The sequence below is a fragment of the Streptomyces sp. AgN23 genome, assembly GCF_001598115.1.
Classification (GTDB): Bacteria; Actinomycetota; Actinomycetes; order Streptomycetales; family Streptomycetaceae; genus Streptomyces; species Streptomyces antimycoticus.
Genome location: NZ_CP007153.1, coordinates 10,725,283 through 10,750,597, shown reverse-complemented (window position 1 = coordinate 10,750,597; position 25,315 = coordinate 10,725,283). Strand labels below are relative to the sequence as shown.

At 67.9% G+C, this 25,315-nt stretch carries 20 protein-coding genes and 4 pseudogenes; 10 read left to right on the top strand and 14 right to left on the bottom strand.

Going from position 1 to position 25,315, the window contains the following annotated elements; genetic code table 11:
* The first annotated feature begins 142 nt into the window (after positions 1–142).
* Together AS97_RS46120 and AS97_RS46115 are read left to right on the top strand one after the other, a co-directional pair.
* Positions 143–1,543 (top strand): aldehyde dehydrogenase family protein, encoded by a 1,401-nt coding sequence (locus tag AS97_RS46120; RefSeq protein ID WP_125760052.1) that lies wholly within the window; start codon positions 143–145, stop codon positions 1,541–1,543.
* 207 nt (positions 1,544–1,750) lie between these two features.
* Positions 1,751–2,479, top strand: coding sequence for a TetR/AcrR family transcriptional regulator (locus tag AS97_RS46115; protein ID WP_125760053.1), 729 nt, complete (start codon positions 1,751–1,753; stop codon positions 2,477–2,479).
* 336 nt (positions 2,480–2,815) lie between these two features.
* On the opposite strand, the gene AS97_RS46110 is transcribed toward AS97_RS46115, so the two are convergent.
* The 3 genes from AS97_RS46110 to AS97_RS46100 are packed head-to-tail and all read right to left on the bottom strand — an operon-like array spanning position 2,816 to position 5,727.
* Positions 2,816–4,285 carry a hypothetical protein gene (locus AS97_RS46110; protein ID WP_210567050.1) on the bottom strand — a complete coding sequence of 490 codons (1,470 nt, stop codon included), beginning with the start codon at positions 4,283–4,285 and terminating at the stop codon, positions 2,816–2,818.
* Positions 4,282–4,959 carry a VOC family protein gene (locus tag AS97_RS46105; protein ID WP_125760054.1) on the bottom strand — a complete coding sequence of 226 codons (678 nt, stop codon included), beginning with the start codon at positions 4,957–4,959 and terminating at the stop codon, positions 4,282–4,284. Before AS97_RS46105 ends, AS97_RS46110 begins: the two co-directional genes overlap by 4 nt.
* 12 nt (positions 4,960–4,971) lie before the next feature.
* Positions 4,972–5,727, bottom strand: a complete 756-nt coding sequence (locus AS97_RS46100; protein ID WP_247204737.1) for an Asp/Glu racemase — start codon at positions 5,725–5,727, stop codon at positions 4,972–4,974.
* Positions 5,728–5,822: 95 nt separating this feature from the next.
* Here AS97_RS46100 and AS97_RS46095 point away from each other — a divergent pair, with 95 nt between their 5' ends.
* Both AS97_RS46095 and AS97_RS46090 read left to right on the top strand, forming a co-directional pair.
* Positions 5,823–7,331, top strand: coding sequence for an FAD-dependent monooxygenase (locus AS97_RS46095; RefSeq protein WP_210567049.1), 1,509 nt, complete (start codon positions 5,823–5,825; stop codon positions 7,329–7,331).
* A gap of 31 nt (positions 7,332–7,362) precedes the next feature.
* Positions 7,363–9,048: an AMP-binding protein gene (locus tag AS97_RS46090; protein ID WP_210567048.1), complete on the top strand. Its 1,686-nt coding sequence runs from the start codon at positions 7,363–7,365 to the stop codon at positions 9,046–9,048.
* A gap of 165 nt (positions 9,049–9,213) precedes the next feature.
* Here AS97_RS46090 and AS97_RS46085 read toward each other — a convergent pair whose 3' ends face one another.
* Both AS97_RS46085 and AS97_RS46080 read right to left on the bottom strand, forming a co-directional pair.
* Positions 9,214–9,504 (bottom strand): hypothetical protein, encoded by a 291-nt coding sequence (locus AS97_RS46085; RefSeq protein ID WP_210567047.1) that lies wholly within the window; start codon positions 9,502–9,504, stop codon positions 9,214–9,216.
* Between the two features lie 179 nt (positions 9,505–9,683).
* Positions 9,684–10,196, bottom strand: a complete 513-nt coding sequence (locus tag AS97_RS46080) for an alpha/beta hydrolase (protein ID WP_282615733.1) — start codon at positions 10,194–10,196, stop codon at positions 9,684–9,686.
* Between the two features lie 155 nt (positions 10,197–10,351).
* On the opposite strand from AS97_RS46080, the gene AS97_RS46075 reads away from it, so the two are divergent.
* The 3 genes and pseudogenes from AS97_RS46075 to AS97_RS46065 form a co-directional block, all read left to right on the top strand.
* A protein-coding gene (locus tag AS97_RS46075; RefSeq protein ID WP_125760062.1) for an IS5 family transposase occupies positions 10,352–11,148 on the top strand; the annotation gives its coding sequence in 2 pieces (ribosomal slippage) (positions 10,352–10,687 and positions 10,690–11,148; 795 coding nt in all).
* 931 nt (positions 11,149–12,079) lie between these two features.
* Complete coding sequence (locus tag AS97_RS46070) at positions 12,080–13,879, top strand: reverse transcriptase/maturase family protein (RefSeq protein ID WP_125762086.1); 1,800 nt, start codon at positions 12,080–12,082, stop codon at positions 13,877–13,879.
* 187 nt (positions 13,880–14,066) lie between these two features.
* Positions 14,067–14,693 (top strand): annotated as a pseudogene (locus AS97_RS46065) (transposase); the annotation flags it as partial.
* A gap of 84 nt (positions 14,694–14,777) precedes the next feature.
* On the opposite strand, the gene AS97_RS46060 reads toward AS97_RS46065, so the two are convergent.
* The gene (locus tag AS97_RS46060) at positions 14,778–15,605 is read right to left on the bottom strand and encodes an IPT/TIG domain-containing protein (protein WP_210567045.1); all 828 of its coding nucleotides are present in this window, start codon (positions 15,603–15,605) and stop codon (positions 14,778–14,780) included.
* Positions 15,606–16,135: 530 nt separating this feature from the next.
* Here AS97_RS46060 and AS97_RS46055 point away from each other — a divergent pair.
* Complete coding sequence (locus AS97_RS46055) at positions 16,136–16,978, top strand: hypothetical protein (RefSeq protein ID WP_210567044.1); 843 nt, start codon at positions 16,136–16,138, stop codon at positions 16,976–16,978.
* A 70-nt stretch (positions 16,979–17,048) separates the two neighbouring features.
* Here AS97_RS46055 and AS97_RS46050 read toward each other — a convergent pair.
* Positions 17,049–17,925, bottom strand: a pseudogene (locus AS97_RS46050) (nucleotide kinase domain-containing protein).
* Between the two features lie 47 nt (positions 17,926–17,972).
* Here AS97_RS46050 and AS97_RS46045 point away from each other — a divergent pair.
* Entirely contained in the window at positions 17,973–18,263 is a 291-nt protein-coding gene (locus tag AS97_RS46045; protein ID WP_210567043.1) for a hypothetical protein, read from the top strand.
* Positions 18,264–18,421: 158 nt separating this feature from the next.
* Here the strand turns inward: AS97_RS46045 and AS97_RS46040 are convergent.
* Positions 18,422–19,285 (bottom strand): annotated as a pseudogene (locus AS97_RS46040) (IS1380 family transposase); the annotation flags it as partial.
* Positions 19,286–19,356: 71 nt separating this feature from the next.
* Here AS97_RS46040 and AS97_RS46035 point away from each other — a divergent pair.
* Complete coding sequence (locus AS97_RS46035; RefSeq protein WP_210567042.1) at positions 19,357–20,439, top strand: integrase core domain-containing protein; 1,083 nt, start codon at positions 19,357–19,359, stop codon at positions 20,437–20,439.
* Positions 20,440–20,468: 29 nt separating this feature from the next.
* On the opposite strand, the pseudogene AS97_RS48360 reads toward AS97_RS46035, so the two are convergent.
* The 6 genes and pseudogenes from AS97_RS48360 to AS97_RS46010 all read right to left on the bottom strand — a co-directional run.
* A pseudogene (locus AS97_RS48360) lies at positions 20,469–21,067 on the bottom strand (helix-turn-helix domain-containing protein); the annotation flags it as partial.
* A gap of 167 nt (positions 21,068–21,234) precedes the next feature.
* Positions 21,235–21,885 carry a CoA transferase subunit B gene (locus tag AS97_RS46030; protein ID WP_210567041.1) on the bottom strand — a complete coding sequence of 217 codons (651 nt, stop codon included), beginning with the start codon at positions 21,883–21,885 and terminating at the stop codon, positions 21,235–21,237.
* Positions 21,885–22,640 (bottom strand): CoA transferase subunit A, encoded by a 756-nt coding sequence (locus tag AS97_RS46025; RefSeq protein WP_210567040.1) that lies wholly within the window; start codon positions 22,638–22,640, stop codon positions 21,885–21,887. The genes AS97_RS46030 and AS97_RS46025 overlap by 1 nt, the downstream gene beginning before the upstream one ends.
* A gap of 99 nt (positions 22,641–22,739) precedes the next feature.
* A complete protein-coding gene (locus AS97_RS46020; protein ID WP_210567039.1) occupies positions 22,740–23,531 on the bottom strand; it encodes an SDR family oxidoreductase in 792 nt (263 codons plus the stop codon).
* Positions 23,532–23,575: 44 nt separating this feature from the next.
* Entirely contained in the window at positions 23,576–24,427 is an 852-nt protein-coding gene (locus AS97_RS46015) for a fumarylacetoacetate hydrolase family protein (RefSeq protein ID WP_210567038.1), read from the bottom strand.
* Entirely contained in the window at positions 24,424–25,296 is an 873-nt protein-coding gene (locus tag AS97_RS46010; RefSeq protein ID WP_210567037.1) for a fumarylacetoacetate hydrolase family protein, read from the bottom strand. The genes AS97_RS46015 and AS97_RS46010 overlap by 4 nt, the downstream gene beginning before the upstream one ends.
* Positions 25,297–25,315: the final 19 nt, after the last annotated feature.

The window sequence follows — 25,315 nt, the reverse complement described above, 5'->3', positions numbered from 1 at the left end:
CCAGCATGTAGATCGTCGGGCAGGGCAGTTCGCCTGTTCCGGTCCGCCGCCTCGTTCTCCTCCCTACGATCCGGCGCAAGGTGGATCCCGAGGTGCAGGAGCGGATCGCGATACGCCGCGCGGAGTTGGTACGGACGGCCCCGTGCACACATCGGTCGACCCGTCGACCGGCGAGGTGGTGGGAACCTTCCACTCCGCGGGCCGGACCGAGGCCGAAGCCGCGATCACGGCCGCGCGCACCGCGTTCGACACCACGGGCTGGTCTCGGGCCGCCGCGCCGCGCGCCAAGGCGATCCACGAGTTGGCGGACAACCTGGCAGCACGGGCGGACGATCTCGCGACCATGCTCTCCCGGGAGAACGGCAAACTGCTGCGGGAGACGACCTGGGAGGTCGCGCTGGCGGTGGACTGGCTGCGTTACAGCGCGGCCTCCGCGCTGACCCAGATTGCCGGTCGTGCTGCCGAGCCCGCGCCGGGCCTGTACTTCCAGTCGGCCCCCGAGGCCGCGGGCGTCGCCGGGATCATCTCGCCCTGGAACTCACCCATCGTTCTCACTGCCCGGGCGATCGGACCCGCGCTCGGGGCCGGATGTACCGTCGTGGTGAAGTTGCCCGGCCAGACCGCGCTGACCAACGCTCTGCTGGGCGAAGTCATCGAGGAGACCACGTCGATCCCGTCCGGCGTGGTCAACCTGCTCACCGAGGCGGGCAACGAGGTGGCGCCGCTACTCGTCTCCTCGCCCGCGGTGGACGTGCTGAGCTACACCGGGAGCACCGAGGTGGGGCGAGCCATCGCCGCGGCCGCGGCACCGACGGTCAAGCGCTTGAGCCTCGAGTTGGGCGGCAAGACCCCGCTGATCGTGTTCGACGACGCCGATGTCGACTCCCTGCTCCCGCTCCTGGTCGGGGCCTGCACCCTGATGAACGGGCAGTTCTGCGTCACCGGGTCAAGGGTCCTCGTGCACCGCGCGGTGGCTGACGAGGTTCGCGCCAAGCTCTCCGCCTCGTTGCAGTCGGTCCAGGTGCGGCCGGCGAACGACCCAGCGAGCCAGCTGGGCCCGCTGATTGACAAGGCCGCGGTCGAGAGGGTCGACAAGCTGGTCGAGGAGGCGACTTCGTACGCGAAGGTGCTCGTCCGAGGCGGGCCGCTGGAGGACCCCGCGCTGGAGGCGGGCGCGTTCTATCGGCCGAGCCTGCTGGAGATCGAGGAGCTCGACGCCCCGCTGGTGCAGCAGGAGGTCTTCGGCCCAGTCCAGACCTTTGAGGTGTTCGACGACGAGGCGGACGCGATCCGGCGGGCGAACGCCACGGATTATGGGCTCGCGGCGTCGGTGTTCACCGGGAACGACCTGCGGGCTCGTCGGGTCGGCCGGGAGATCCGGGCGGGCCTGGTCTGGTTCAACACCTGGGGCCTGCTCACCGAGCACTTTGAGGAGGCCGGGGTCAAGCAGAGCGGCTACGGCAAGCTCTGCGGGCCCGCGGCGATCGAGGAGTTCCAGAACCTCAAGGTGTATGCGACGGCGGCACCGCCGTCCACGCAGTAGCTCTCCGCCGCGCGCGGAAAAGGGCCGACGTTATGTGGCGCCGGCCCCTTTTCGCGCGTGGCACTTCCGATCGTCCCTCTCGTCCGGCCGGACCTGGTCGTGGCGCGAAGCGGTGACACCTCTCCACCGACGTCAGGACCCTGCCGGGGGAGATCGTGGGCGGACGCCGCCCGCCGGCGGCGGGATCGGGGGAACTATCCTGGTGCCATGGCTCGGACGAAGAATTCTGAACACTCAGGAAAGGCAAAGGGTCCTACGAATCGGCGTGGGCTGGTCGAGAGCGAGATCTACGAGCACGCCACGCGCCTGTTCGCCGAGAAAGGTTTCGCGAGCACCACGCTGCAGGATATCGCCGACGCCCTCGGCGTGACCCGGCCGGCCGTCTACTACTACTTCAAGACGAAGGAGGCGATTCTGGCGCGCCTGGTCGGCGAGATCACCCAGACCTCCGCCGTGGACGTGCACGAGATCGCCGATCGTAGCGACCTCGCCCCAGCCGAGCGGCTGCGCGCGATGACCCGGTTGAATGTCTCCCGAATCGCCGCCCAAGCCGCACGGTTCAGGCTGCTCGTAAAGTCCGAGTCCGAGCTGCCGGAGGAGATCTCCCACGCTCACCGGGAGGCCCGCCGAGAAGTCCTGTCGGCGTTCGTCCGAGTCGTGCAGGATGGCATCCGGTCTGCTGATTTCCGCCCCATCGACGCCCGGACCGGCGCCCTCGGGGTCATCGGGCTCTGCAACTGGGTCGCCTGGTGGCATCACGAGGGCGACGACACCGACGCCGTGGCCGACACACTCGCCGAGATGGCGGTGGCCAGCCTGCGCCGTGCCGACGAGCGGCTGCCCCGAGAGCGTGGTACCGACGGGGCGATCGCATTGCTCCGCGAGGACATCGATCATCTCGAGCAATTGCTCGCCGACCAGCGCGAAAGAGGCTAGCGCTCCGTCATGATCTGCACGGCACGCGCGATCGCCTGCCGGATTTCCGGGTAGGTGGCGCAACCGGCGGACGTTCTCCCCCGCGTACATCTCCTTGCGCGCCGTCGGGCACGCGGACGCGTCACGGGTGGCGGCAGCCGAACGCACAACGTCCCGCCCTCTCGCCCCGCTCCCTTCCCTGGCGAACACGCGAGCGGGATCGAACTCACTGGTATTGATCATGAACCCGACTGCCAAATGATCCCCCGATGACGCCCGAACAACGTCCACGGAAGGTGACACGGCCAGGCGTGCGGTGAGACTCCCTCGTGGAGGAGGACGACCTCTGCATCGGTCTCAGGCGAGGGGAAACCTCTTCGCCAGCCAGCCGCCGATCTCGGCGGCGGCCAGGGAGGCACCCGTCGGTTCGCCCTTCGCGATCGGGCCACCGAAGTGCGTGCCCGCCACGCGCGTGATGGTGAGGTCGCGCGCACCCAGCGCCGCCGACATCTCGGTGATGTCACTGGGGAAGCACGCCTGGTCGCCGGAGAGCTCCACGAGCAGTGTCGGGGCGGTGACCCCGGGAGCCGCCCGCACGAAGCCGGCGTTGCTCGACAGAGCCGACCAGGTTGACAACCACGCCTCCGGGGTCACCTGGCGGGCGAATCCGACAAGCCCGTAGTTGGTGAGATCGGGCCTACGCCCGAACAACGAGCCGTAGGGCCGGTCGTTCGGGTCGAGCGAGAGATCGACACACCGCAGATCCGCGTCCGTTCGGTAGATCGTCATCAGGCGGGGAGCGATCGCCCGCCGCCGATCGGCCGTCGAATCGCCTCGGCGGGCCTGCGCGGCTTCGGCGACCCGCTCCCGCGCCACTATGTCGAGCCGCTCGACCCGGGCCAGTTGGGCGGCGCGGTAGCGGTCGACGAACTCGGGAGGGTAGTGCGAGCTCTCCGGCGGCGGGGCGAACCCGTTGGCCGAGGCGAACGGATTCAACTCGGGGTCAACGGAGAGGGGGTCCTGCTCGTCCTTGATCGAGGGGTCGATCAGCCGGGACAACAAGATCCCCTGCCCGGAGTGCGGTGCCATGAAGACCGCCCCGTCCGCTGAGGGCAGTGTGGCGTCGACGAGCCCTGACGGGCGGCCCGCTGGGGTCGTAGCCACGCGACGGTCACCGACCAGGCCCGCCTGCTCGTGGTAGTAGGCGTAGAGTGCGCCACCACCCGAGTGCCCGAGCGTAACGATGTGTGCGAAGCCGCGGTCGCGCAGGAATGACAGGCCGGCAGCGAGATCGAGCAGCGCCTGCTCGTGCACGAGGGCGACGTCGTTGTTGACCGAGCGGGTGCCCTGTGTCCAGACCGCCACGCCACGTGCCAGCAGCTCCGAAACCAGCGGGTGGTGTGTGACGTCCTGGCGGGGGTGAGCGAGACACACGACAGTCTCCGCGCCGGGCACGGTCCGCAGGACGCCGTCGACGGAGGCGCCGTCCGCGGTCGTCAGCCGGTGCAGGGAGATGACGGTGCCCGCCGGGGGCTCGGCGACCGGCAAATGGCGACCGGCGCCGAGCCGCTCGGGGCTCACCTGGGGCTCCACGCGCAGCGCGTCCTTGTCCCACTGGGTGATGATCGCTCCGCCTCCGGTGCCCGCCACGCACGAGTACCAGACAGCGTGGCGCATTCCGGTGGCCCGCCGGTCGATCGTGAGTTCGGTGCCCGTGGACAGCTCGAAGTAAGGCCCGACCGTGCGGACGTTGACCTCCGCCATCGCCTCGGCCTGCCGGACCAGTCCTTCGTTCTCAGGCACGTCGAGCACGTAGAGCGTGATCACGAGACCCTCCCGGTCTGCTGGGCCGCGGACTGCTCGGCGGACCAGGCTTCGGCCTTGGTCACGATCAGTTCAGCCTTGCGGGCGACCAGGGCAGCCATCGAGGGGTGAGGCTCTGTGACGACGTCGAGGAGGGCCTCGATCGTCAGCTGGGCGTCCAGGTCCTCCTGCGGGAGCACCGGACGCAGGGCACGGGTCATCTCGAACATGTAACCGTTCGGGTCGTGGGTGTAGATCGACTCGATCGTCTCGTGCTGCAACTGCAGCTCCACCGGCCACTCGCTTGCGTCGAGCCTTCGCCGGTACTCGAGGAGGTCCTCCTCGGAGTCGACGTGCAGGGCTAGGTGGCGGGACCGGACGAAGTAGTCCGGCACCTCGGGACCGAACCGCGCGTAGACGTCGCCCTTCGCCGCAACAGGACCCTCGGGTGCGGACCCGCCCGCGACGTCCGGTTCCAGACCGAAGTAGTAGAAGAACGCGATCCGGTCGCCGTTGCCGATGTCGAAGAAGAAGTGGATGAAGTCTGGGTGGTTTTCAGGGCCCCAGCCTGCGGCGCAGATCGAGTGCACCACGGGAAAGCCGAGGACGTCTCGGTAGAAGCGGACCGTGCCCGCAGGATCGAAAGTCGGGAAGGCGACGTGGTCCACCCCACGGGCCAGGTGACGCAGCTCGGACATGGTGATCTCCTCTCAGGCGTGAAGCGGGGCGCGGGAGCCGAGCAGGCTCCCCGCTCCGGGCAGGATGGGCGCGAGGCCGAGAGCGCGCAGCACACTGAAGGCACCTGCGGTCGCCGCCGACAGCACCGGAAGGCCGAACTCCCCCTCGGCCGCCGCGATCAGATCGAGCGAGGGCATCTGCACACAGCAGGAGAGCACCAGGGCATCGACGTCGCGCAGGTCGAGCGAACGAGCGGCCCGCATGATCTGGGCACCTGGGATGCACCCGACCTCGGCGTTGTTACCGACGCCGAGGCTGCGCCAGTCGGCGACCTCGACGCCCGCGCCGCCCTCGGCGACCGGCGTGCGCAGGTATGCCACGACCTGTTCGGCGAGCGGAGTGAGGTAGGGCATGACAAGTGCGACCCGTCGGGCCCGAAGCTCCTGGAGAGCCTCGACCAGCGCGCCCGCGCTGCTGCGCACCAGCGCCCGCGAGCCCCCCGTCGACAGTTGTTCGGCGACCAGCGACTCGACCCGGGTGTGCTCGCCGGGGCCACCCGCCATCAGGGCGACGAGGCAGGCGTACAGCAGTACGTCCGGACCGGCGTCACCGAGTTCGAGGACGCAGCGCTCGCGCTGTGCGTTCATGGCCGCCAGCTCGGCAGCGGACACGGCGCGCATGCGCATCCGTGAGGAGTGGAACGAGAAGCGAGCGTGCTCGTGGCGTCCCAGGAGCGCCGGCAGCTCCGTCTCCACCGTGACGTTCGAACTCGGGACGACCAACCCCACGCGGTGAATCCTCACCCGCGACACCTCCGACAGCAGATTGACATCAATGGAAGTTATTCTACATCATTGAAAGTGGCGTCAGAAGGAGGAGTCAAGTGAGCGAACGGCAGGTGGCCGTCATCGGGGGCGGCCCTGGAGGGCTCTACGCGGCCGCGTTGATCGGTCTCACGTGCCCGGACCATGAGGTCACGGTGTACGAGCACAACACCGACGGGCAGACGTTCGGGTTCGGGGTCGGCCTGACGGCCAGCACTCTCAGCAGTCTGGACGCGGCCGACCCGGTGTCGGCGGCGGCGATCCGCCGGACCGGTCACCTGGGCCGCGGCCTGGATATGCGGGTCGGAGCGGGTGTGGTCCTCGATGGCGGGGACAACATCGCCATCGGACGAGCCTCCCTGCTGGAGATCCTCCGTCAGCGCGCCCTCGAGGCCGGCGCGAGGATAGAGAACGCCCATGTCGAGGTGTCCGACCTCGACGCGGACCTCGTGATCGCTGCAGACGGGGTGCGCAGCGCCACCCGCGAGAAGCTGGCGGCCGAGTTCGCCGCCCGGGTCGACCTGGACGATGCGCTCTATCTGTGGGCGGGTGCGGACTTCGCCCTGGACCGGGCGACGTTCCTCCCGGCTCGCACACCGCACGGGGTGTTCGTCGTCCACGCCTACCCTTACGGACCGAACCGGAGCACGTTTTTGGTCGAGACGGACGACGCGACCTGGCGACGGGCCGGGCTCCAGACCACGGACGCGCGTACCCCGGGCGGCTCGTCGGACGAAGCGAGCCTTGACTACCTCTCCGAGGTGTTCGCGCACGTCCTCGGAGGCCGACGCCTGCTGGGCAACCGGACCCGCTGGCAACGATTCGCGACCATCAGCTGCGGGCGCTGGCGGCACAACGGCGTGGTGTTGCTCGGCGACGCAGCGCACACCGCCCACTACTCGATCGGCTCGGGAACCAAGCTCGCGATGGAGGATGCCATCGCGCTGGCCGCGGCGCTGCGTGACGAGACGGACGACGCGACGGCGCTGGCCCGCTACGAGAGCGAGCGCCGGCCCCGGGTCGAGCGGTTCCAACGGATCGCGGAGCACAGCCACACTTGGTGGAAGGTCTTCCCGCGCCGGCTCGACCTCGCCCCGGCCACGATCATGTCATCGTTCATGACCCGGGCCGGGAATATCACCGTCGACGGTTTCGCCACCCTGCACCCGGACGTGGTCGCGGATGCCACCGAGGTGTTGACTGGCAGCAGGCCGAGCAACGCACAGGCCGGTGAGCCGGACGCGCTCGCCGATCTGGTCCTGGAGGACCGCACGGTCACAGAGCTGAGCTCCGACACCGCGATCGTGCCCACGGGGCCGATCGCCGACGTCTGGGGAGCCGACGGCGCGGCGGTGGTCGAGCGAGCACGCGGACTACAGGCCCGCGCGCTGTGGCTCGAGGACCGCGACGCCACGGCGCGCGCGGACGTCCTGAGCCGCTGCGCCCTGGCCGAGCGGCTCCGTCTCGACCTCGGCGCTACCGTTGGTGTCGACGTGCCTCAATCTGCCAGGGCCGACGCGGTCGGCGCCCTGCTCGCCGGTCGTGTTGATCTCGTCCGCTTCCGCTGACCACTCGCCGCTGATCCAAGGAGAGATCATCGTGGTTCACACCGGACTCACGACCCGCGCCCCTGAGCTCGTCGACCAGTACCGCCTGGCCGGTGCGTGGCGGGCCGAAACACTTGCGCAACAGTGGCAGCGCGTCGCGGACGCCCACCCGGATCGGGAGGCCGTCGTCGCCCCGGACGGGCGGCTGAGCTACGCCGATCTATCACTCGCGAGTGACCGAATCGCCGTCGGCCTCCTGGACCAGGGACTCGTCCCCGGCGACCGGGTGATCGTGCAGAGCGCCAACTCTGTCGGCACCGTTTCGGCCTGGTACGGCCTGCTCAAGGCAGGGCTGGTACCGGTGTGCACGCTTCCGGCTCACCGACACCATGAGATCGAGGCGATTGCGCGACGGGCCGGAGCCGCGGCGCACCTGGTCCAGGAACAACCGCGGTTCGACGTGCACACATTCGCCGAGGAGATGGCCGCGGCGGTGCCCACCCTGCGGGTGCGGCTCACGCTCGGGGCCGGCCGAGACACGGCAGGGACCAGGATCGAGGACCTCGCCGGAACCGGGGACCCCCAGGCCGCGCGGGCGCGGGTCGAGTCCATCCAGGCGGCCCGGCACCCGGACGACATCGCCGTCCTCCAGCTCTCCGGCGGCACTACGGGTACCCCTAAGCTGATCCCGCGGCTGCACCACGAATACTGGTACAACGCCGCGCGGTACGCCAAGGTGCTGGGCTGGGACGTCGACGCCCGGGTCGCCCACCTGCTGCCAATCATCCACAACGCCGGAATAGTATGCGGCCTGCACGGCCCGCACAGCGTGGGAGCCACCGCGATCCTCCTGCCCCCCGACCCCAAGGTCGTCCTTCCCGCCGTGGCGGCGGAACACGTGACCGACCTGATCGCGGGTACCCCGATGGCCGCGTTGAGTGTGCCGCTGCTGGAGCGCGGGGAGCATTTGAAGCGGGTCATCCTCTCCGGTTCCAAGCCCCCCGAGGGCATGTTCGAGGCATTCGAGGCTGCCGGGGTGTGGGCTGGACAGCTCTACGGCATGGCCGAGGGCCTGTTCACCGTCACCCCACTCGACTCACCCCGTGCGGCGCGCCGGTACTCCGTGGGAGTCCCGATCAGCGAACTGGACGACGTTGTGATCCTCGCGCCGGGGACCGAGACCGAACTCCCGGACGGCGAGGTCGGCGAGTTGTGTGTCCGCGGCCCGTACACGATCACCGGCTACTTCGATGTCCGACCGGAGCCGGAAGCCGCGGAGACAACGGCGCACAACGCCCGAGCCTTCACCTCCGACGGGTTCTACCGGACCGGCGACCTGGGCATGGTGCGCTTCGAGGAGGGCTATCGCTGCTTCTCCATCGAGGGCAGGCTGAAGGACGTCATCGACCGAGGGGGCGAGAAGATCAGCGTCGACGAGCTCGAGTCCCTGCTGACGGGTCACCCGAAGGTCGCAGAAGTCTCCGTGGTAGCGATGCCGGATCCGCGGCTCGGGGAGCGCGGCTGCGCGTTCATCGTTCCAGTCCCAGGCGCCGCGCCGAACCTGCTCGACCTGCGGGAGTACCTCGCGGGCCGCGGGGTAGCGAAGTTCAAGTGGCCCGAACGGGTGGAGCTGGTCGAGGCGCTCCCCCGCACGCCGGTAGGCAAGATCAACAAGAACGCGATGCGAGCCAGCATCACGGCGCGGCTCGAAGCCGAAACACACGCGGCCACTGGCTGACCAGCCGGGCCGTTGACCACCACGACAACGCCACCGTGGCGACTATCCGGCCGGGGTTTCGATGTTCACGTAGGCGCGTCCCCAGTCGGCTGTAGATCCGGGACCGCACAACGATGGAGCCGTCCGGTTCACGGCGGCAGCCGACCACCGGCGTCGCGAATAGGCTCATGCCCCAGGCGGCACGTCGCGGTCCTGGACGTGCCGCAGTGCCAGCACGTCGACCGCGGCCGCGTCCCGGGCCGCGAGGACGTCGTTGATCGGCCGGTTGCTGAGCACCTCGTCAGCGGCGGCGATCAGCCGGGCACGGACATCCTCGTCGAGACGCGGCGTGCCCGAGTCGGACCACCACCCCTCGATGGTCCGCGCGAACGAGCGCATCGCGCCGCGCATCCCGTCGGGCCCGCCGACCAGCGCCAGCGAGGTGAGAAGACCCCCGGCAAGCCGACCGCGGACCATGCCGACTGGGCCGTGCGGAGGCCGGCACACATGCGGGTCACCTCGGCAGGCGCGGGCGGACGGATCAGGTGATCGACGCGCCCGGTACGGGGGTTGCGGACGGGCAGCGTGCCATCGCCGACGGTGGTGGCGTCGCCGTCATGGCTGAAGCCGGGTCGAAGTCACAGGTCCGCGCCCTCTCACTGTCCGAGGAAGTTCAGGACGAGCTCGTTGAACCGGCGGTGCCGCTCCCACTGCGGCCAGTGCCCCGCGCCCTCGACCAGCTCGAAACGCCCGTTCGGGAGCTTTTCTGCCATACGCAGCCCGACGGCGGCGGGTCCCGAGGGGTCGTCGCTGGTCCAGACCACGAGCGCGGCTTCGGTGATGGCCGCCAGTTCGTCGTCGGTGATCATGTTGCGTGCCCGGACGTCTGCCTCCTGCAGGCACATGATGTTCCGCATCGACTCGGCGAACGGCGGCTGGGCGTAGAGGGTCCGCCGGACGTCGACCAGCTCCTGGGTGACGCTTGCCGGGTCGGCCATCAGCCAGCTCACGCGGGCGCGTATACGCTCGTCACTCGGGTCGTCGGCTGCGCCCTGGGACAGCGTCCGGATCCGTTTGCGGACAGCCGGGTCGGAGAGCGCACCGCCGGGAGTGTTCAGCACGATTCGGCTCACCCGCTCCGGGTGCGCGTATGCGGTCTTCACCGCGATCCAGCCGCCGAGGAGGCCCTGCTTTCATGCCTGCTTGGGCTGGAGATCACCCAACCGAGTCGCTGCACTCGAACCAGTGATCACCGCTCTCGATAGAGCAACGGCTTCTAAGACATCATCTCATTTGGGCTCGCCGGTAGCCTGGTTGTGTGTTGATGGTTGAACGTCTGGCGCCGGACGGGTTGTGGGAGTTGTTTCAGCGGGTGGTTCCGGAGGTGCCGACCCGTCCGCAGGGCGGTGGCCGACGCCGGTACGGAGATCGTGAGGTGCTGGCCGCGATCATCTTCGTGGCGACCACTGGCTGCACGTGGGCGCAGGTCCCGCCCGTGTTCGGCCCGTCCGGTGCCACCGCTCACCGCCGGTTCATGGAATGGTCCCAGGCGCGGGTGTGGGCGAAGCTGCACCGCCTGGTCCTGGATGAGCTCGGGCCGCGTGGCGAGCTGGACTGGTCGCGGTGCGCGATCGACTCGGTGAACATGAGGGCTCTCAAAGGGGGGACCTGACGGGTCCGAATCCCGTAGATCGGGGTAAGAAGGGTTCGAAGATCCACTTGATCACCGAGCGGACCGGATTGCCCATCTCCATCGGGATCTCGGGCGCCAACCTTCACGACAGCCAGGCGCTCGAACCGCTCGTGCGCGGCATCCCGCCCATCCGTTCCCGCCGCGGACCTCGCCGCCGAAGGCCAGCCAAGCTCCACGGCGACAAAGGTTACGACTACGACCACCCGCGCCGATGGCTACGGCAGCGCGGCATCCGGCACCGCATCGCCCGCAAAGGCATCGAGTCCTCCAAGCGGCTGGGACGCCACCGCTGGACCATCGAACGCACGATGTCCTGGCTCGCCGGATGCCGACGACTACACCGTCGTTACGAACGGAAAGCCGTCCACTTCCTGGCATTCACCAGCATCGCCTGCACCCTCATCTGCTACCGCAGACTCACCAAATGAGATGACCTCCAAAGACCGACCAAGGTCCCCGCCGGGGGCTCCAGGTCACCGTCGAACGCGGTGAAGGAAAACCGCCGCTGGTGGCGCAGTGGGGCGGAATCTCACTGAAGCGAAAGATCAGGATTGGAAGTCTCAACGATCAACCGACGCAAGTGTGGAACAGCGGACGCAACGAGATTGTGAAGCGCCTGCTTGCTGACACCTGCGAGATGTGCGGGTCTCATGACGGTATTGAAGTGCACCACATTCGGCACCTGAAGGATGGCCGCGCGCCATCGGAAGACTCTGGTCGTCTGCCGAGTCTGTCACGAAGGAATCCACTACAGCGGACGCCCCTCGCGGCAGAACTCATAAGGAAAAGGCACTGGAGAGCCGGATGCGGTCATAAGCGTGCGCCGTTTCACTCGGCGCTGGATCGCCCCCGCAGGGGGCCGAGGTTCGGAAGGAGGTGACCTTGGGGCCACCCGCCTTACCTGGACGCGAAAGCGCGAGGGGACAACAGCATGGCGGGAAAGCGTGGAGCATCGAGAAGGCGTCGAAGGCGCTGCCGCGCAAGGCCCGCGTGATACGGCGAAGGCCACACTGCTTGAAGCCCAGTCACCAGCGGTGGAAGACGCACACCCTGCGACACGACGCCTGAGGTCGCAGCCGTCGGCATCGGACGGTCCTGACTTTTGCCGTCTCAACCCTTCCGGCCGGCGGGCGGCGGACAGTGAGTTCGCTCAAGGGGACGGACCGGGCCGCCTACGTCACGCTCGATACGTCCAGCGCAAGAGGAATACGGGATGGCCTACGGGGCGCGAGCCCTATGGCTACGGAGGGGTCGTAGTAGTCGTCGGAGTAACGCCCGACCAGGGAGGACGGGAAAGCCGTCTACACGGGCGAAGGACCCCAGGTGTCAACAGATCTTCACGATGGCGAGGTATGCGAAATGCAGAGCGCCGAAGCCCTTCTGGGGATCATCCGTGAACGCGGCAGGCGAGGTCTGCCGCTGGAACGTCTCTACCGATGCTTGTTCAACCGGGAGTTGTACCTGCTCGCCTACGGGCGGATCTACCGCAACGACGGTGCGATGACGCCCGGCGTCACGGCCGAGACCGTGGACGGCATGCGCCTGGAGAAGATCCAGGCGATCATCGATGCGCTCCGCAGTGAGCGTTATCGCTGGTCACCGACGCGCCGCGTCTACATCGAGAAGAAGGGAAGGACGAAGAGTCGGCGCGGTTTGGGTCTGCCGACGTGGTCGGACAAGCTGCTGCAAGAGGTGATGCGCCTGTTGCTTGAGGCGTATTACGAGCCGCAGTTCTCCGATCACTCCCACGGATTTCGGCCCGGCCGGGGCTGTCACACCGCCCTGCAATCGATCTATCCCGGCTGGCGGGGCAGTACATGGTTCGTCGAGGGGGACATCAAAGCCTGTTTCGACAGTCTGGACCATGAGGTCCTGCTGTCGATCCTGGCGGAGAAGATCCACGACAACCGTTTCTTACGGTTGACCGGCGGACTGCTCCGGGCCGGGTATCTGGAACAGTGGCGCTATCACGCGACGTTGAGCGGTTCGCCGCAAGGCGGCGTGATCTCGCCGATCCTGTCCAACATCTACCTGGACCGGCTGGACAAGTACATCGAGACGAACCTGCTGCCCGCTTACAACCGGGGAGCCCGGCGCACGCCGTATCGTCCATACATGCGGCTGTGGCAGCGCGCCTTCCGTCTGGAACAGCAAGGGGAGTTGGAGGCGGGTCGGGCTCTGCGCAGGCAGATGAAGACCATGCCCTCCCGCGATCCTGATGATCCGGGCTACCGTCGGCTGAACTACTGCCGTTACGCGGACGACTGGCTGCTCGGGTTCACCGGACCGAAGCGGGAAGCCGAGGAGATCAAGGCCGACATCGGCCGGTTCCTGCACGACGAGCTCAAGCTGGAGCTGTCCGAGGAGAAGACCCTGATCACGCACGGGCGGACGAGTGCCGCCCGGTTCCTCGGCTACGAGATCGTGGTCTTGGACAACGACACCAAGCACGACCAGCGCGGTCACCGCAGCATCAACGCGCAGATCGGGCTGAAAGTGCCTGCTGACGTTATCCGCGCCAAGTGCCGTCTCTACATGCACCATGGCCGACCGATCCGGCGGACCGAACGCACGGTCAACAGCGACTTCTCCATCGTCGCCCAGTACCAGGCCGAGTTCCGTGGGATCGCCGGTTACTACCAGCTCGCCTTCAACCTCCACCGCTTAGGGCGGCTGAAGTACGTGATGCAGCGCTCCCTGGTCAAGACGCTCGCGCGGAAGTACCGCGTCCGTGTCTCCAGGATCTACCGGCGCTACAGTACCGTGCTGAAGACCGACCAGGGTCCCCGCCGGGGACTCCAGGTCACCGTCGAACGCGGCGAAGGACGACAGCCGTTGGTGGCGCAGTGGGGCGGAGTCTCGCTGAAGCGCAAGATCAGGATCGGCAGCCTCGACGATCACCCGACGCAGGTGTGGAACAGCGCGCGCAACGAAGTGGTCAAGCGCCTGCTCGCCGACACCTGCGAGATGTGCGGGTCCCATGACGGTGTCGAAGTGCACCACATCCGGCACCTCAAAGACCTGAATGTCCGGGGGCGGGCCGCCAAGCCCGCCTGGGCCCAGATGATGGCCGCGCGCCGTCGGAAGACCCTGGTCGTCTGCCGCGTCTGCCACGAGGACATCCACTACGGTGCGAGTCGCTCGCGGCAGAACTCATGAGAAGAAGAAAAGGCACTGGAGAGCCCACTGCTGGGAAATCTAGCACGGTGGGTTCGGTGGGGGGCCGTCGGAAAAGGACCTGGTCACAGGCACCTCGCTGGCGGCCTACCCAACCTCCCGCACCGTTCGGGAAGGGGCCGTCGGAAAAGGACCCGCACCACGGGCACCTCGCCGGCGGCCTACTTCACTGGCCCGGTGCGCCGCCATCGGCGTCATCGGTCAGATCCGCGACCACCTGGCCGGCCGAATCCGCCGCGAGATGGGCAAAGGGCCCCGCGCGGTCGCCACCGTCATCGACTCCCAAAGCGTCCAGGCCGCCGAGACCGTCAGTCGCGACTCCCGCGGCTACGACGCGGGCAAGAAGATCAACGGCCGCAAACGCCACATGGTCGTCGACACACGCGGCCTGCCCCTGCTGGTCATGGTCACCCCAGCCGACCTGCACGACGCGGCCGCGGCCAAGGAAGTCCTCTTCCGACTCCGTCTGATGCACCCTGAGATCACGATTGTGTGGGCCGACTCCGCCTACGCCGGCAAGCTCGTCGACTGGGCGAAACAGCACCTCAATCTGACGATCAAACCGGTCAGCCGCCCCAAGGACGCCTCCGGCTTCGTCGTACTGCCTCGTCGATGGGTCGTCGAACGCAGTCTTGCGTGGATGATGCACGCGCGCCGGCATGCCCGGGACTACGAACGCCTCGTCCAGCACTCCGAGACGCTGATCACCTGGGCTGCCATCACCCTCATGAGCAGGCGCCTGGCCCGGAAAGGCGCCACCCCCAGCTGGCCGAGGAAACCGGCGCCAGCCGACGCTTAACTGCCCGTCCACTCCTCGGGCCTGGGGCCAAGGATCGAGACCAGTTCCAGCCCTTCCCTATCTGTGTATTGGTTTGCGGAGTCAGCCGCATGATGCGGAACTGCGCGCTGTCAGCCGATCACTGTGAATACCGTCTCGGGAGTGATGGGGCTTTGGCCACCCTGGGGTGGTGACCCGGACGTTGTAGGTGTTCTGAGAAAGGTGGGGCGGGACGATAGCGCTGATCTGTGCGGGAGAGAGGACAACGTAGTCGGCTTGGAGTAATTGACCTCCTGCGGTTGGAGTGAACGTCACCCTGGTGGCCCCCAGCAGGCAGGAACCGGAGAGGGTGAAAGTTGAGCCGACCGACGCCGATGAAGGCCGCATACCCGTGACCACCGGGGCGTCGTAATAGGTGTACTGACTCCCTGCGCCAGTGGAGAAGCTGGTGCCACCAGCGGTAGTGACAACGACGTCCACAGTGTCTGTGCAGGTACCGGGTTCAAGGGGCGCATGCTCAGGTGTGACCACAGTGAGCGTGGTGTTTGATGCGATGACCACGTCAGTTGCGACCCCCGCATCGCCGAAGGCCACGGAGGTCGTGGTAACCAGATTTTCGCCGAAGACGGACAGGGACGTCGCGGTGAGAGGCCCTGTGTTGGGGGTTACGGAAGTGACCTTCGGCGGGCCGATGTAATAGAACGGCAGCGAGTTGCTCGTCAGGCTCCCGTCGGTCACAGAGACGTTGTACTGGCCAGCAGGCAGTTCCGGGATCATACAGGTCACGGTCGTGCTGGTGACACTGGTCGGCGTGACTGGCCTGGTGCCGAAATTGACTCTGATCACCCTCGACAGCCCCGTTCCCGTGATGGTCATGGGGACAGCGTGATGGCTCTGGGTAGGGCTGATCGACGTGATGAAGGGCGCCATGACGTCTCCTTTGATTTGATGCGAGTCGCGAGACAGATTGCGCAAGACCGTGGGCCCACCTGTCGTCCATCAGCGGTTACGGCCACGAACAGCGCACGCCAAGTCACACCCAGAAAGGGCAACCCGCTTACTCGGATACCTCCACTTAAGTAACCACCGAACTAATATCTGGCCGCAATAGGCAGAATATTCATTCACCCGTCAGGGCGAGCGCATGGTGACTCGCACCTGCAAGTGCGCGCACTACTGACATTCATCGGGCGGACCGGTGCACTTTTCACGCCCCAGCGCATAGGCACAAAGGAGGGCTCACCTGTCGTGGCCGTCCCGGAGCATCCCAGACACAGGCGATGGGCTCTCAGGGTCTCGAAGTGCCGAGTTCACGATCGCGCCAGCCGTATCCCAGCGAACCAGCCCACGTGAGACGAGGAGAGTTCGAAAACACGCACTAAAGGCTCCGACCACTTCTGGGGTTGACGGCCCCCACCACCGCACGGGCCCTACCCACCCGCCGATCAAGGAGCGAGCCGATGCACGCGTTCATCGTCGAGCCCCCTGACGTCTCCCGTGCGTGGCTGGAAGCCTGCACCCGCCTCGCCGGACTGCCGGAAAACAGGGCCTTCCACACGGTCGTCCGCATCACCAATCCGCTGCAGGAGGATCCGCACCTGCGCGCAGAACTCGACCGGCTGCGCGCCGCTCGCACCAAGCCCCTGCTCTACCCCGTCGACACTGTCGTCAACACCCTCTTTCCCGTCGAGCTCGCCGCGACCTGCGACACTCACCAGGAGCTGACCAGCCGCTACCGGGCGCTGTATCCCCGGCTGTGTGAGGTAAGGCGCAACGCGCGCGGAACCTACTTCGGACGGCTCGTCGCCTACCCGGGCACCTACGACAAGCCGGAACCGGTCGACCAGCTCGCCCGCGTCATCCGGCGGCTGGACAAGCTCCGCTCCTCCGCGAAGTGGAGCGCCGTCTACGAGGCCGGCACCGCCCATGTCACAGACGACGACGCCCCGCAGGAGGAAGAACCGGTACCGACCGGCGTCAGCACCGAGGCCGTGATCAGGGCCGCGGCCCTGGACACCCAGACGCTGGACTTTCCCTGCCTGAGCCACTGCTCCTTCCAGTTCGACAGTGCCACCGACACCGTGCACCTGGCCGCCTACTACCGCAGCCACTACATGTTCGACCGTGCCTACGGCAACTACCTCGCCCTGGGGCACCTGTACGCCTGGGTCGCCCGGCACACCCAGCTCACGCCGGGCACGCTGACCGTCATGGCCGGATGCGCCCGCCTGGACTGCACCAAGTCCGAGCTCAGCGCCCTCCAGCACACACTGACCACACCACTGTTCGGCCTCGGGGCCTGACCAACCACATCGCCTGGGATGAGCCAGACGGCTCCCGGGCGCCCGCGGAGGGCGATGGCGCCGCGCGGGACTATGTGTTCAGGCCCCACTTGGGCGGGAACCAGGCCCGCAGCGGTGCGGCATCCAGGCGGTAGGCCTGCTTGATCCGCGTGCGGCCGCTGATGCCGGCGATCTCCGGGTGGGCCACTCGCGCGTACTTGTCAACCTCGCAGAACAGGTTCCGGCAATCGATCAGCTGCAACGGCCGCCCCTTCAGCTCGGCGAAGGGCAGCTGCAGGCGGTCGAAGTGGTCACGCTGGGAGTCGGCCATGTAGCGGATGAGATCCGCCTCGATACCGTCAGCGGCAGGGCCGAAGCACTTCCGGATTCCATCGCGCGCTCCGGCCCCGGGCACGACGAAGTCCATCTCAGAAAACGCGAGCTGCGGCGCGTAGTTGAGGTCGATGGTGAACTGGTAGGCCAGAAACGGGCCGATGGCCGGATAGCTGAGGAGCACCTCGTAGGCCTGGCGCATCGTCGCCGCTTCCGCAACGCGCTCGGCTGCCCCGGAGGTCATCATCATCTCCAGCAGCCGCAGATGGTTGCGGTGCTTGCGGTCCTCTCCCAACTGCGGCGGGGGCACGATGCAGGCCGCCGAGTACAGGCGCTCCCCCCGCGCGAACGCGGCTGACAGCACCCGGTCGTAGCTGCGGTAGTCGTAAGTCTCCCAGCAGACGTCCCCCAGGCCGCGGGTCAGCAGCCGCCAGGTGGATTCCTTGTTGAAGGTCGGTCCACGGCTGGCTCCGGCCCGCCAGACGGGCCTCGTACACGGCCTGCCGGGCCGAGGCGAAACGCCAATAGGTGTCGAAGACCGGCGTCGGCTGCAGCACCCGGCCCGCCACCTGCACCGCACTCGGCACGGACTCGAGCACGGTGGATGCCTGACGGTCTTGCAGCAGCCTCACCATACGCGCAATATATATTCGTTATGGGTAACTGTCACCGAGGGGGCGCCATGGAATTGCTGTGCCACCAAAAGCACCGCACGACCTCGGTGACCTGGCCCGGGGACGTCGACCGCAGGCTGAACATCCTGGTCCGTGCCTGTGCGGCAGCCGGGGAACGCACCTCCCGCGCCGAACTGCTGGCCGCGCTGGTAGCCACAACCGTCGTCGAGCCCGAGCGACTGGCCGCCCTCCTGCACCGCTACCGCCGCCTGCCGGCCGACGCACTCGCCGACGACGAGGACCGCAACGACCTCCCCGTCGTCCGCCCTCCAGGCCCACGCCGTACCACCTCGCCCTAACCTCGATCTTTCGTGACGGTCCGCCGACGGGAGTCGGTGGACCGTTTTCGTGCCGTGGGCGAAGGCTGTGCTGGCCGAGGGCACGAGTGTCGCCTCGTGGTGGGCGTTCCACTGTTCCGGCTGTTGAGCTGCTGTCGTAGGGACGGGAAAACCTTTGGTCAGCCGGGGTTCGGCAGGAGCGCGAGCCGTTCGAGAGCGGCGGTGATGTGGCTGGTCCAGGGCCAGTGCCGGGCTAGGCGGAGGATCCGGCGGCGGCCGGTGGTGACGAGTTGTCCGGCCATGGTGAACAGGCGCAGCCGCAGGCGGCGGGGTTCCCAGAGCCTGGCCTTGCCGGTCAGCGCGAGCATCGGCATCCAGGCCAGCAGGTCGAAAGCGATCTGCACGATCTCCAGCCAGATCCGGTTCTGGGCTGCATGCTTCAGGGGGAGGTTGCGCAGGCCGGTGGCCCGGGCGGCCCGGATACGGTCCTCGGCCCGGGCCCGCAGCCGGTGACGGAGCTCGAGCTCGAGCTCGAGCTCGACGATCGGTCGGCTTGAGGTGTTGGAGGCGAAACAGGTCAGCCGCATGCCGTCCGCGTCCGTGAGCCGCAACTGGGCCCCCGGGTGCGGCCGTTCCTTCCGGACGATCAGCCGCATGCCCCTCGGCCAGCCGTTCAGGACGTCGCCGGTGAGTTCGGCGACCCAGGCGCCGTCACGAATCTCGCCATCCGCCTCGACGGCCGGCGTCCAGGCCGAGGCCGGAACCTTGAGCACGTGCTCGTGGATCGCCTCGGTGATCACCATGCCGCCCGAGTAGGACAGCCACCGGCCTCGCTGAGCGAGCCAGGCGACGAAGTCGTGGGTGCCGCCCGCGGAGTCGGCGCGTATCAGGGTCCGGCGCCCGCGCCGGTACTTCTTCGGCAGTTGGGCCAACGCCAGGCGGGTGGCGGTGATGTGGTCGGCGGCCGTGTTCGAGCCCGCGTTCCCCGGCCTGAGCAGGGCCGTCACCGCCTCACCGGTGCCGCCCGGGCCGTGGTCGACGAACCTGTGCCGCTCGAAAAGTCATCGCCGCAGGTAGGCAGGGGAGCAGTCAGTCCGCTGGGATGATGTCTTCCGTGATCGTGTCCTTGCTGTACAGCGTGACTCGGAAGCTGCTGATGGTTCCATCGGTGCTCCTCCGTCGTGGGACGACGAAGGAGGCGGAACTGCTGGTGCTGCGGCACGAGAACGCCGTCCTGCGTCGCCAGTTGGCCGGAACGGTCCGCTATGAGCCCGCTGACCGGTTCTGGTTCGCTGCCCTGTCCGGGCTGATACCCCGGCGCCGCTGGCGCGAGGTCTTCCCTGTCACTCCCGGCACCTTGCTTGCCTGGCACCGCAGGTTCATCGCCGCGAAGTGGGACTACACCGCGCACCGGCGCAGCGGACGCCCACCCGCCCCAGCAGCGATCAAGATGCTTGTTCTGCGGTTGGCCCGGGAGAATCCGAGGTGGGGGCACAGGCGGATCCATGGTGAGCTGACCCGACTCGGGCATCGGATGGCCGCGTCGACGGTCTGGCAGATCCTGCATGCGGCGGGCGTCGATCCGACGCCGCGCCGCGCTGGTCCTACCTGGCGCGAGTTCCTGACCACGCAAGCCGAGGGCATCGTCGCGGCAGACTTCTTCCACATCGACACCGCGCTCGGCAGGCGATTGTACGCGCTGGTGTTCCTCGAGCACGGCACCCGGCGGCTGCACATCACCGGGGTCACCGCTCGCCCGACACGGGACTGGGCCGTGCAGCAGGCGCGGAATCTCACCTCCGGCTTGGGCCCACGTATCGATTCCCTGCGCTTCTTGCTGCGCGAGCGCGACGGCAAGTACGGCGAGGCGTTCGACGCCGTCTTCCAGGCCGAGGACATGGAAATCCTGAACAGTGCCCCGCGAGCTCCCCGCATGAACGCGCACTGCGAACGCATCATCGGCAGCATCCGACGCGAAGCCCTCGACCACATCCTCATCATGAACGAGGCCCACGCCCGCCAGGTCCTTGCAACCTATGAGCAGCACTACAACCAGCACCGACCCCATCAAGCCCGCAGCCAGTTACCGCCCGACGCTGACCACCAACCCGCCACGGGGCACGACCTCAACCCCCGCAAAGTCCTACGCAACCGAATCCTCGGTGGCGTCATCAACGAGTACAGATATGCGGCATGACATGCAGCGACGACTTTTCGAGCGGCACAGGATGTGGTCGGGTGTGCGGTGGCGCCCAGGACCCGGATGCGACGACTGCTGTGTTCGATCGCCGCGAGTACGTACATCCGCGCGCCGGACAGGGTGACCGCCTCAAAGAAGTCACACGCCAGGAGGGCGTCGGCTTGGGAACGCAGGAAGCCGGCCCACGTGCTGGAGCTCCGGCCGGGCGCCGGATCGACGCCGGCATCCTTCAGGATCTTCCAGACGGTCGACGCGGCCACCTTCACTCCCAGCACGCGCAGCTCGCCATGCAGGCGCCTGTAGCCCCAGCTTGGATTCTCCCTGGCCAGACGCAGCACCAGAATTCGGATGGAGCGCTCGGTACGAGGTCGACCGGGTCGCTTGGGCGGCGGTAGGGCGGCATGACGGCGCCTGGCGAGGTCGCGGTGCCGGCGCAGCGCCGTACCAGGACGCAGAGCAGCCGCACACGCCGCAGAACCGGCAACGGTAGCCGGTGCAGCAGCGCCGCCAGGAACCCCCGGTCGCCCGGAGTGAACCGTACTCGGGCACCACCGAGTTGGCGTTCGAGCACCGTGATCTGATGTCGGAGAGACAAGATCTCCGCATCCTTGTTCCGGTCGCTCATTCGGCAGCAGACGCAACCACCTCCGGTCCTGAAGCCGGCCAGCCGCAGAATCCTGCGCACTCGCACCCTCGGCGGCGTGATCAACGAGTACAGCTATGTCGCTTGACCAGGAGCGACGATCATTCGAGCCCCACACCTTTCCGGCGCCGCGGGCTGATCCGGCGTGTTCAGAAGGCGGAGGTGGCGACGTCGACCCGCAGGGGCGCGTCGGTCTTCGTAGTGATCTCGTCGAGGGTGACGCCCGGCGCGGTCTCGACGAGGGCCAGACCGTCGGGCGTGATGTCGAGGACGCCGAGGTCGGTGATGATGCGATGGACGCACCGTTCGCCGGTCAGCGGCAGGGTGCACTCGGTGAGGATCTTCGGGGTGCCGTCCTTGGCGGTGTGTTCCATCAGCACGAGGACCCGGCGGGCACCGTGGACCAGGTCCATGGCCCCGCCCATGCCCTTGACCATCTTGCCGGGGATCATCCAGTTGGCCAGGTCACCCGAGGCCGACACCTGCATCGCACCCAACACCGCGGTATCGATGTGACCACCCCGGATCATGCCGAAGGACAGCGCCGAGTCGAAGAACGAGGCGCCGGGCAGCACCGTGACCGTCTCCTTGCCCGCGTTGATCAGATCCGGGTCGACCTCGTCCTCGGTCGGGTAGGGGCCGGTGCCCAGGATGCCATTCTCCGAGTGCAGCACGACGTGCAGGCCGGGCGGCAGATGTCCGGGGATCAGCGTGGGCAGGCCGATGCCCAGGTTGACGTAAGAGCCATCGGTGAATTCAGCGGCCGCGCGGGCGGCCATCTGGTCACGGGTCCAGGGCATCAGAGGCTTACCGTCCTCTTCTCGATCTGCTTGTCGGCTGCCTGAGTGGGCGTCAGTTCCACCACCCGCTGGACGTAGATGCCCGGCAGGTGCACTGCGTCCGGGTTCAACTCGCCGGGTTCCACGAGTTCTTCGACCTCGGCGATGGTGATCCGGCCGGCCATCGCGGCGAGCGGGTTGAAGTTGACCGCCGCTTTGCGGAAGACGAGGTTGCCGTGGCGGTCTCCGCGCCAGGCCCGTACCAGGGCGAAGTCGGTGGTGATGCCGTGCTCCAGGACATGGCGGCGGTCGGCGAAAGTACGGATCTCCTTGGCCGGCGAGGCCACGGCGATGGACCCGTCGGCCTCGTAGCGCCAGGGCAGTCCGCCGTTGGCGACCTGGGTGCCCACCCCTGCGGGGGTGTAGAAGGCGGGGATGCCCGCCCCGCCGGCCCGCAGCCGTTCGGCGAGCGTGCCCTGCGGGACCAGCTCTACCTCCAGTCCGCCGGAGAGGTACTGGCGGGCGAACTCCTTGTTCTCACCGACGTAACTGCCCGTCACGCGCGCGATGCGGCCGGCGGCCAGCAGCACACCCAGGCCCTGCCCGTCCACGCCGCAGTTGTTCGACACCACCTGCAGGCCTGTGGCGCCCTGCTCGTGCAGGGCGTGGATGAGGGTGTCGGGGATGCCGCTGAGGCCGAAGCCGCCGACAGCCAGGGACGCGCCGTCGGGGATGTCGGCGACCGCTTCCGCGGCGCTCGCACAGACCTTGTCCATGAAAGGCCCTTCCGTGGGAGAGAGGGGAGAGTGGGAGCGCGACAGGGGAATCAGGGCATTGACCGGGCCGCCGCGCCCCCGGTCTGCAGGGGGCCCTTGTCAGGCGCCGATCATGTTGAAGCCGCCGTCGGCGTTGAGGTAGACGCCGGTCATGTGGGAGGCGTCGTCGGTGGCCAGGAAGAGGGCGGTGCCGGCGAGTTCGGCCGGGCCGGGGATGCGGCCCATCGGCGTCTTGGCGATCATGTCCTCGCGGCGGCCGGACTTCCAGTCCGCGCGGTCGAGGAGCGTCTGGGTCTCGATGAAGCCGGGCGCGAAGGTGTTGACCCGTACGAAGGGTGCGAACGCCTGGGCGTAGGACTTGGTGATGCCGAGGATGCCGTACTTAGCGGCGGCGTACTGCGGCGCACGGGCACTGCCCCGCACGATCACGGTGGAGCCGATGTTGACGATCGCGCCGTGGCCCTGCTCCAGCATGCGGGAGCCGATCTCGTGGACGCAGAGCATGGTTCCCTTGACGTCCACGGCCAGCACGTGGTCGATGGACTCCTCGGTGAGGTCCCGCCACGACATCTGGTCGCCCGCGACGTCGCCGACGTTGTTGACCAGCACGTCGAGGCCGTGGAAGCGGTCGAAGACCTCGTCGGCCATGCGGATGACGTCGGCGTGCACGGCGATGTCGGCCTGCACGGTGAACGCCTCACCGCCGACGTCCTTGATGCGGGCGACGGTCTTGTCGGCCCCCGCCGCGGAGCTGCGGTAGTGAACGGCGACGCGGGCGCCCTCCTGAGCCGCGCGGACGGCGATCTCGGCGCCGTAGCCGGTGCCGGCGCCGGTGACCAGGACGGTGCGGCCCTCGAAACGGCGGGGGACGGGGGTTTTCTGCGGGGACATGCGGGTCCTTGTCTAACGGTGCAGTGGTTTGGGAGCCGCGAGGCTCAGAGGTCTTCGGGGGCCGTGAAACGCTGGCGGATCTCGCCGATGCCCTCGATCCGGCTGACGAGTTCGTCGTCGGCGGTGAGGTAGCGCGGCGGGTTCATGCGGTTGCCGACACCGGCCGGGGTGCCGGTGAAGATCAGGTCGCCCGGGTACAGGGGCAGTACGGCCGAGAGGCGGGCGATGAGCTCCGGCACCGGGAAGATCATGGACTTGGTGCGGTCGTGCTGGACGGCCTTCCCGTTGAGCAGTCCGGTGATCTCCAGGTCGTCGGGGTCGTCGAACTCGTCAGGAGTGACCAGCGCCGGACCGATGGGCCCGAAGCCGGGGAAGGACTTGCCCAGGCTGAATTGGGCCGGCTTCCCTCGCAGTTGGGAGACGCGTTCGGACAGGTCCTGGCCGACGGTCAGGCCGGCCACCGCGTCCGCGGCGCGGTCCTCGCTCACTCGGTAGGTCTCGCGTCCGATCACCGCGACGAGTTCGACCTCCCAGTCCACCTTGCCCTCGGGGAGGGCGACGGTGGTGTGCGGGCCGGTGATGCACGCCGGGAACTTGGTGAAGACCAGCGGTTCCTCGGGCGGGGTGTAGCCGGCTTCCGCCGCGTGCGGCGGGTAGTTGAGGGCGACCGCGAACACCTGGCGGGGGTGCGGTACCGGTGCGCCGAGCGCGGCGGGATCGACTGTCGGGTCGTAGGCGTCCTCGGGCAGTTCGGTGGCCCAGTCGCGGACCCGCGGCCAGTCCTCCAGCAGCGCCATCGGGTCGGCGGGCAGCAGCCCACGCGAGGCGGTGGCCACGTCGGCGGCCCGGTCGCCGCGGACGACGACGGCCCGTCCGTCGAGTACGCCCAGCCTCACCAGTCCACCTTCTCGGGTACGGGGGTGCCGTGCCCCTCGGTCCAGCCGACGATCGGGGAGCGCAGCACGCCAAGGCGTTCGACCTCGGCCTCGATGACGTCTCCCGGCTTGAGGTACATGTCCGGGTCGCCGCTGAAGCCGGCCACGCCCTGGACGGTGCCGGTGGTGAGCAGGTCGCCGGCGCTGTAGCCCTGCGGGGAGTGGTAGGCGACCAGGTGGGGGATGGAGACCGACATGCGGTTGGTGTTCGACTTCTGCCGAACCACGCCGTTGACGCGCAGCTCCATGTCGAGGTTCTGCGGGTCGGGGATCTCGTCGGCGGTCACGATGTAGGGGCCGAGGGGGCAGAAGGTGTCGATGGCCTTGCAGAAGGAGAAGACCCCCGACTCCATCTCGCGGCGCTGGATGTCGCGGGCGGTGATGTCGTTGAAGACGACGTACCCGGCGATGTGGTCGGGCGCGTCGTCGACGCCGAAGAACTTGCCGGGCTTGCCGATGACGACGGCGATCTCCAGCTCGTAGTCCAGCTCGCTGGTCAGGTGCTCGGGGTAGATGACCGGTTCGTCGGGGCCGACGATCGCGTCGACGTTCTGGAAGAAGACGATCCCCTTGTGCATGGGGTGGGACCAGTCGACGTTCTTCGACTCGTCCTCGTGCTCACGGAAGTTGCCGGAGGTGTGGAAGAACTTCTTCGGCGTGATCGGCGCGCGCAGCCTCACGTCGTCCAGGCGGAGCCGCTCACCGGTCTCGGACACCTGGCCGTCGCGCTCGAAGTACTCCCGGGTGCTGCCCACCTCCAGCGGGAGTACCAGCCGCTCTTCCAGTTCCAGCCTGCCGACCCGTCCGTCGTCGAAGGTGATCAATTTCACGGGATTCCCTGCCTTCTTT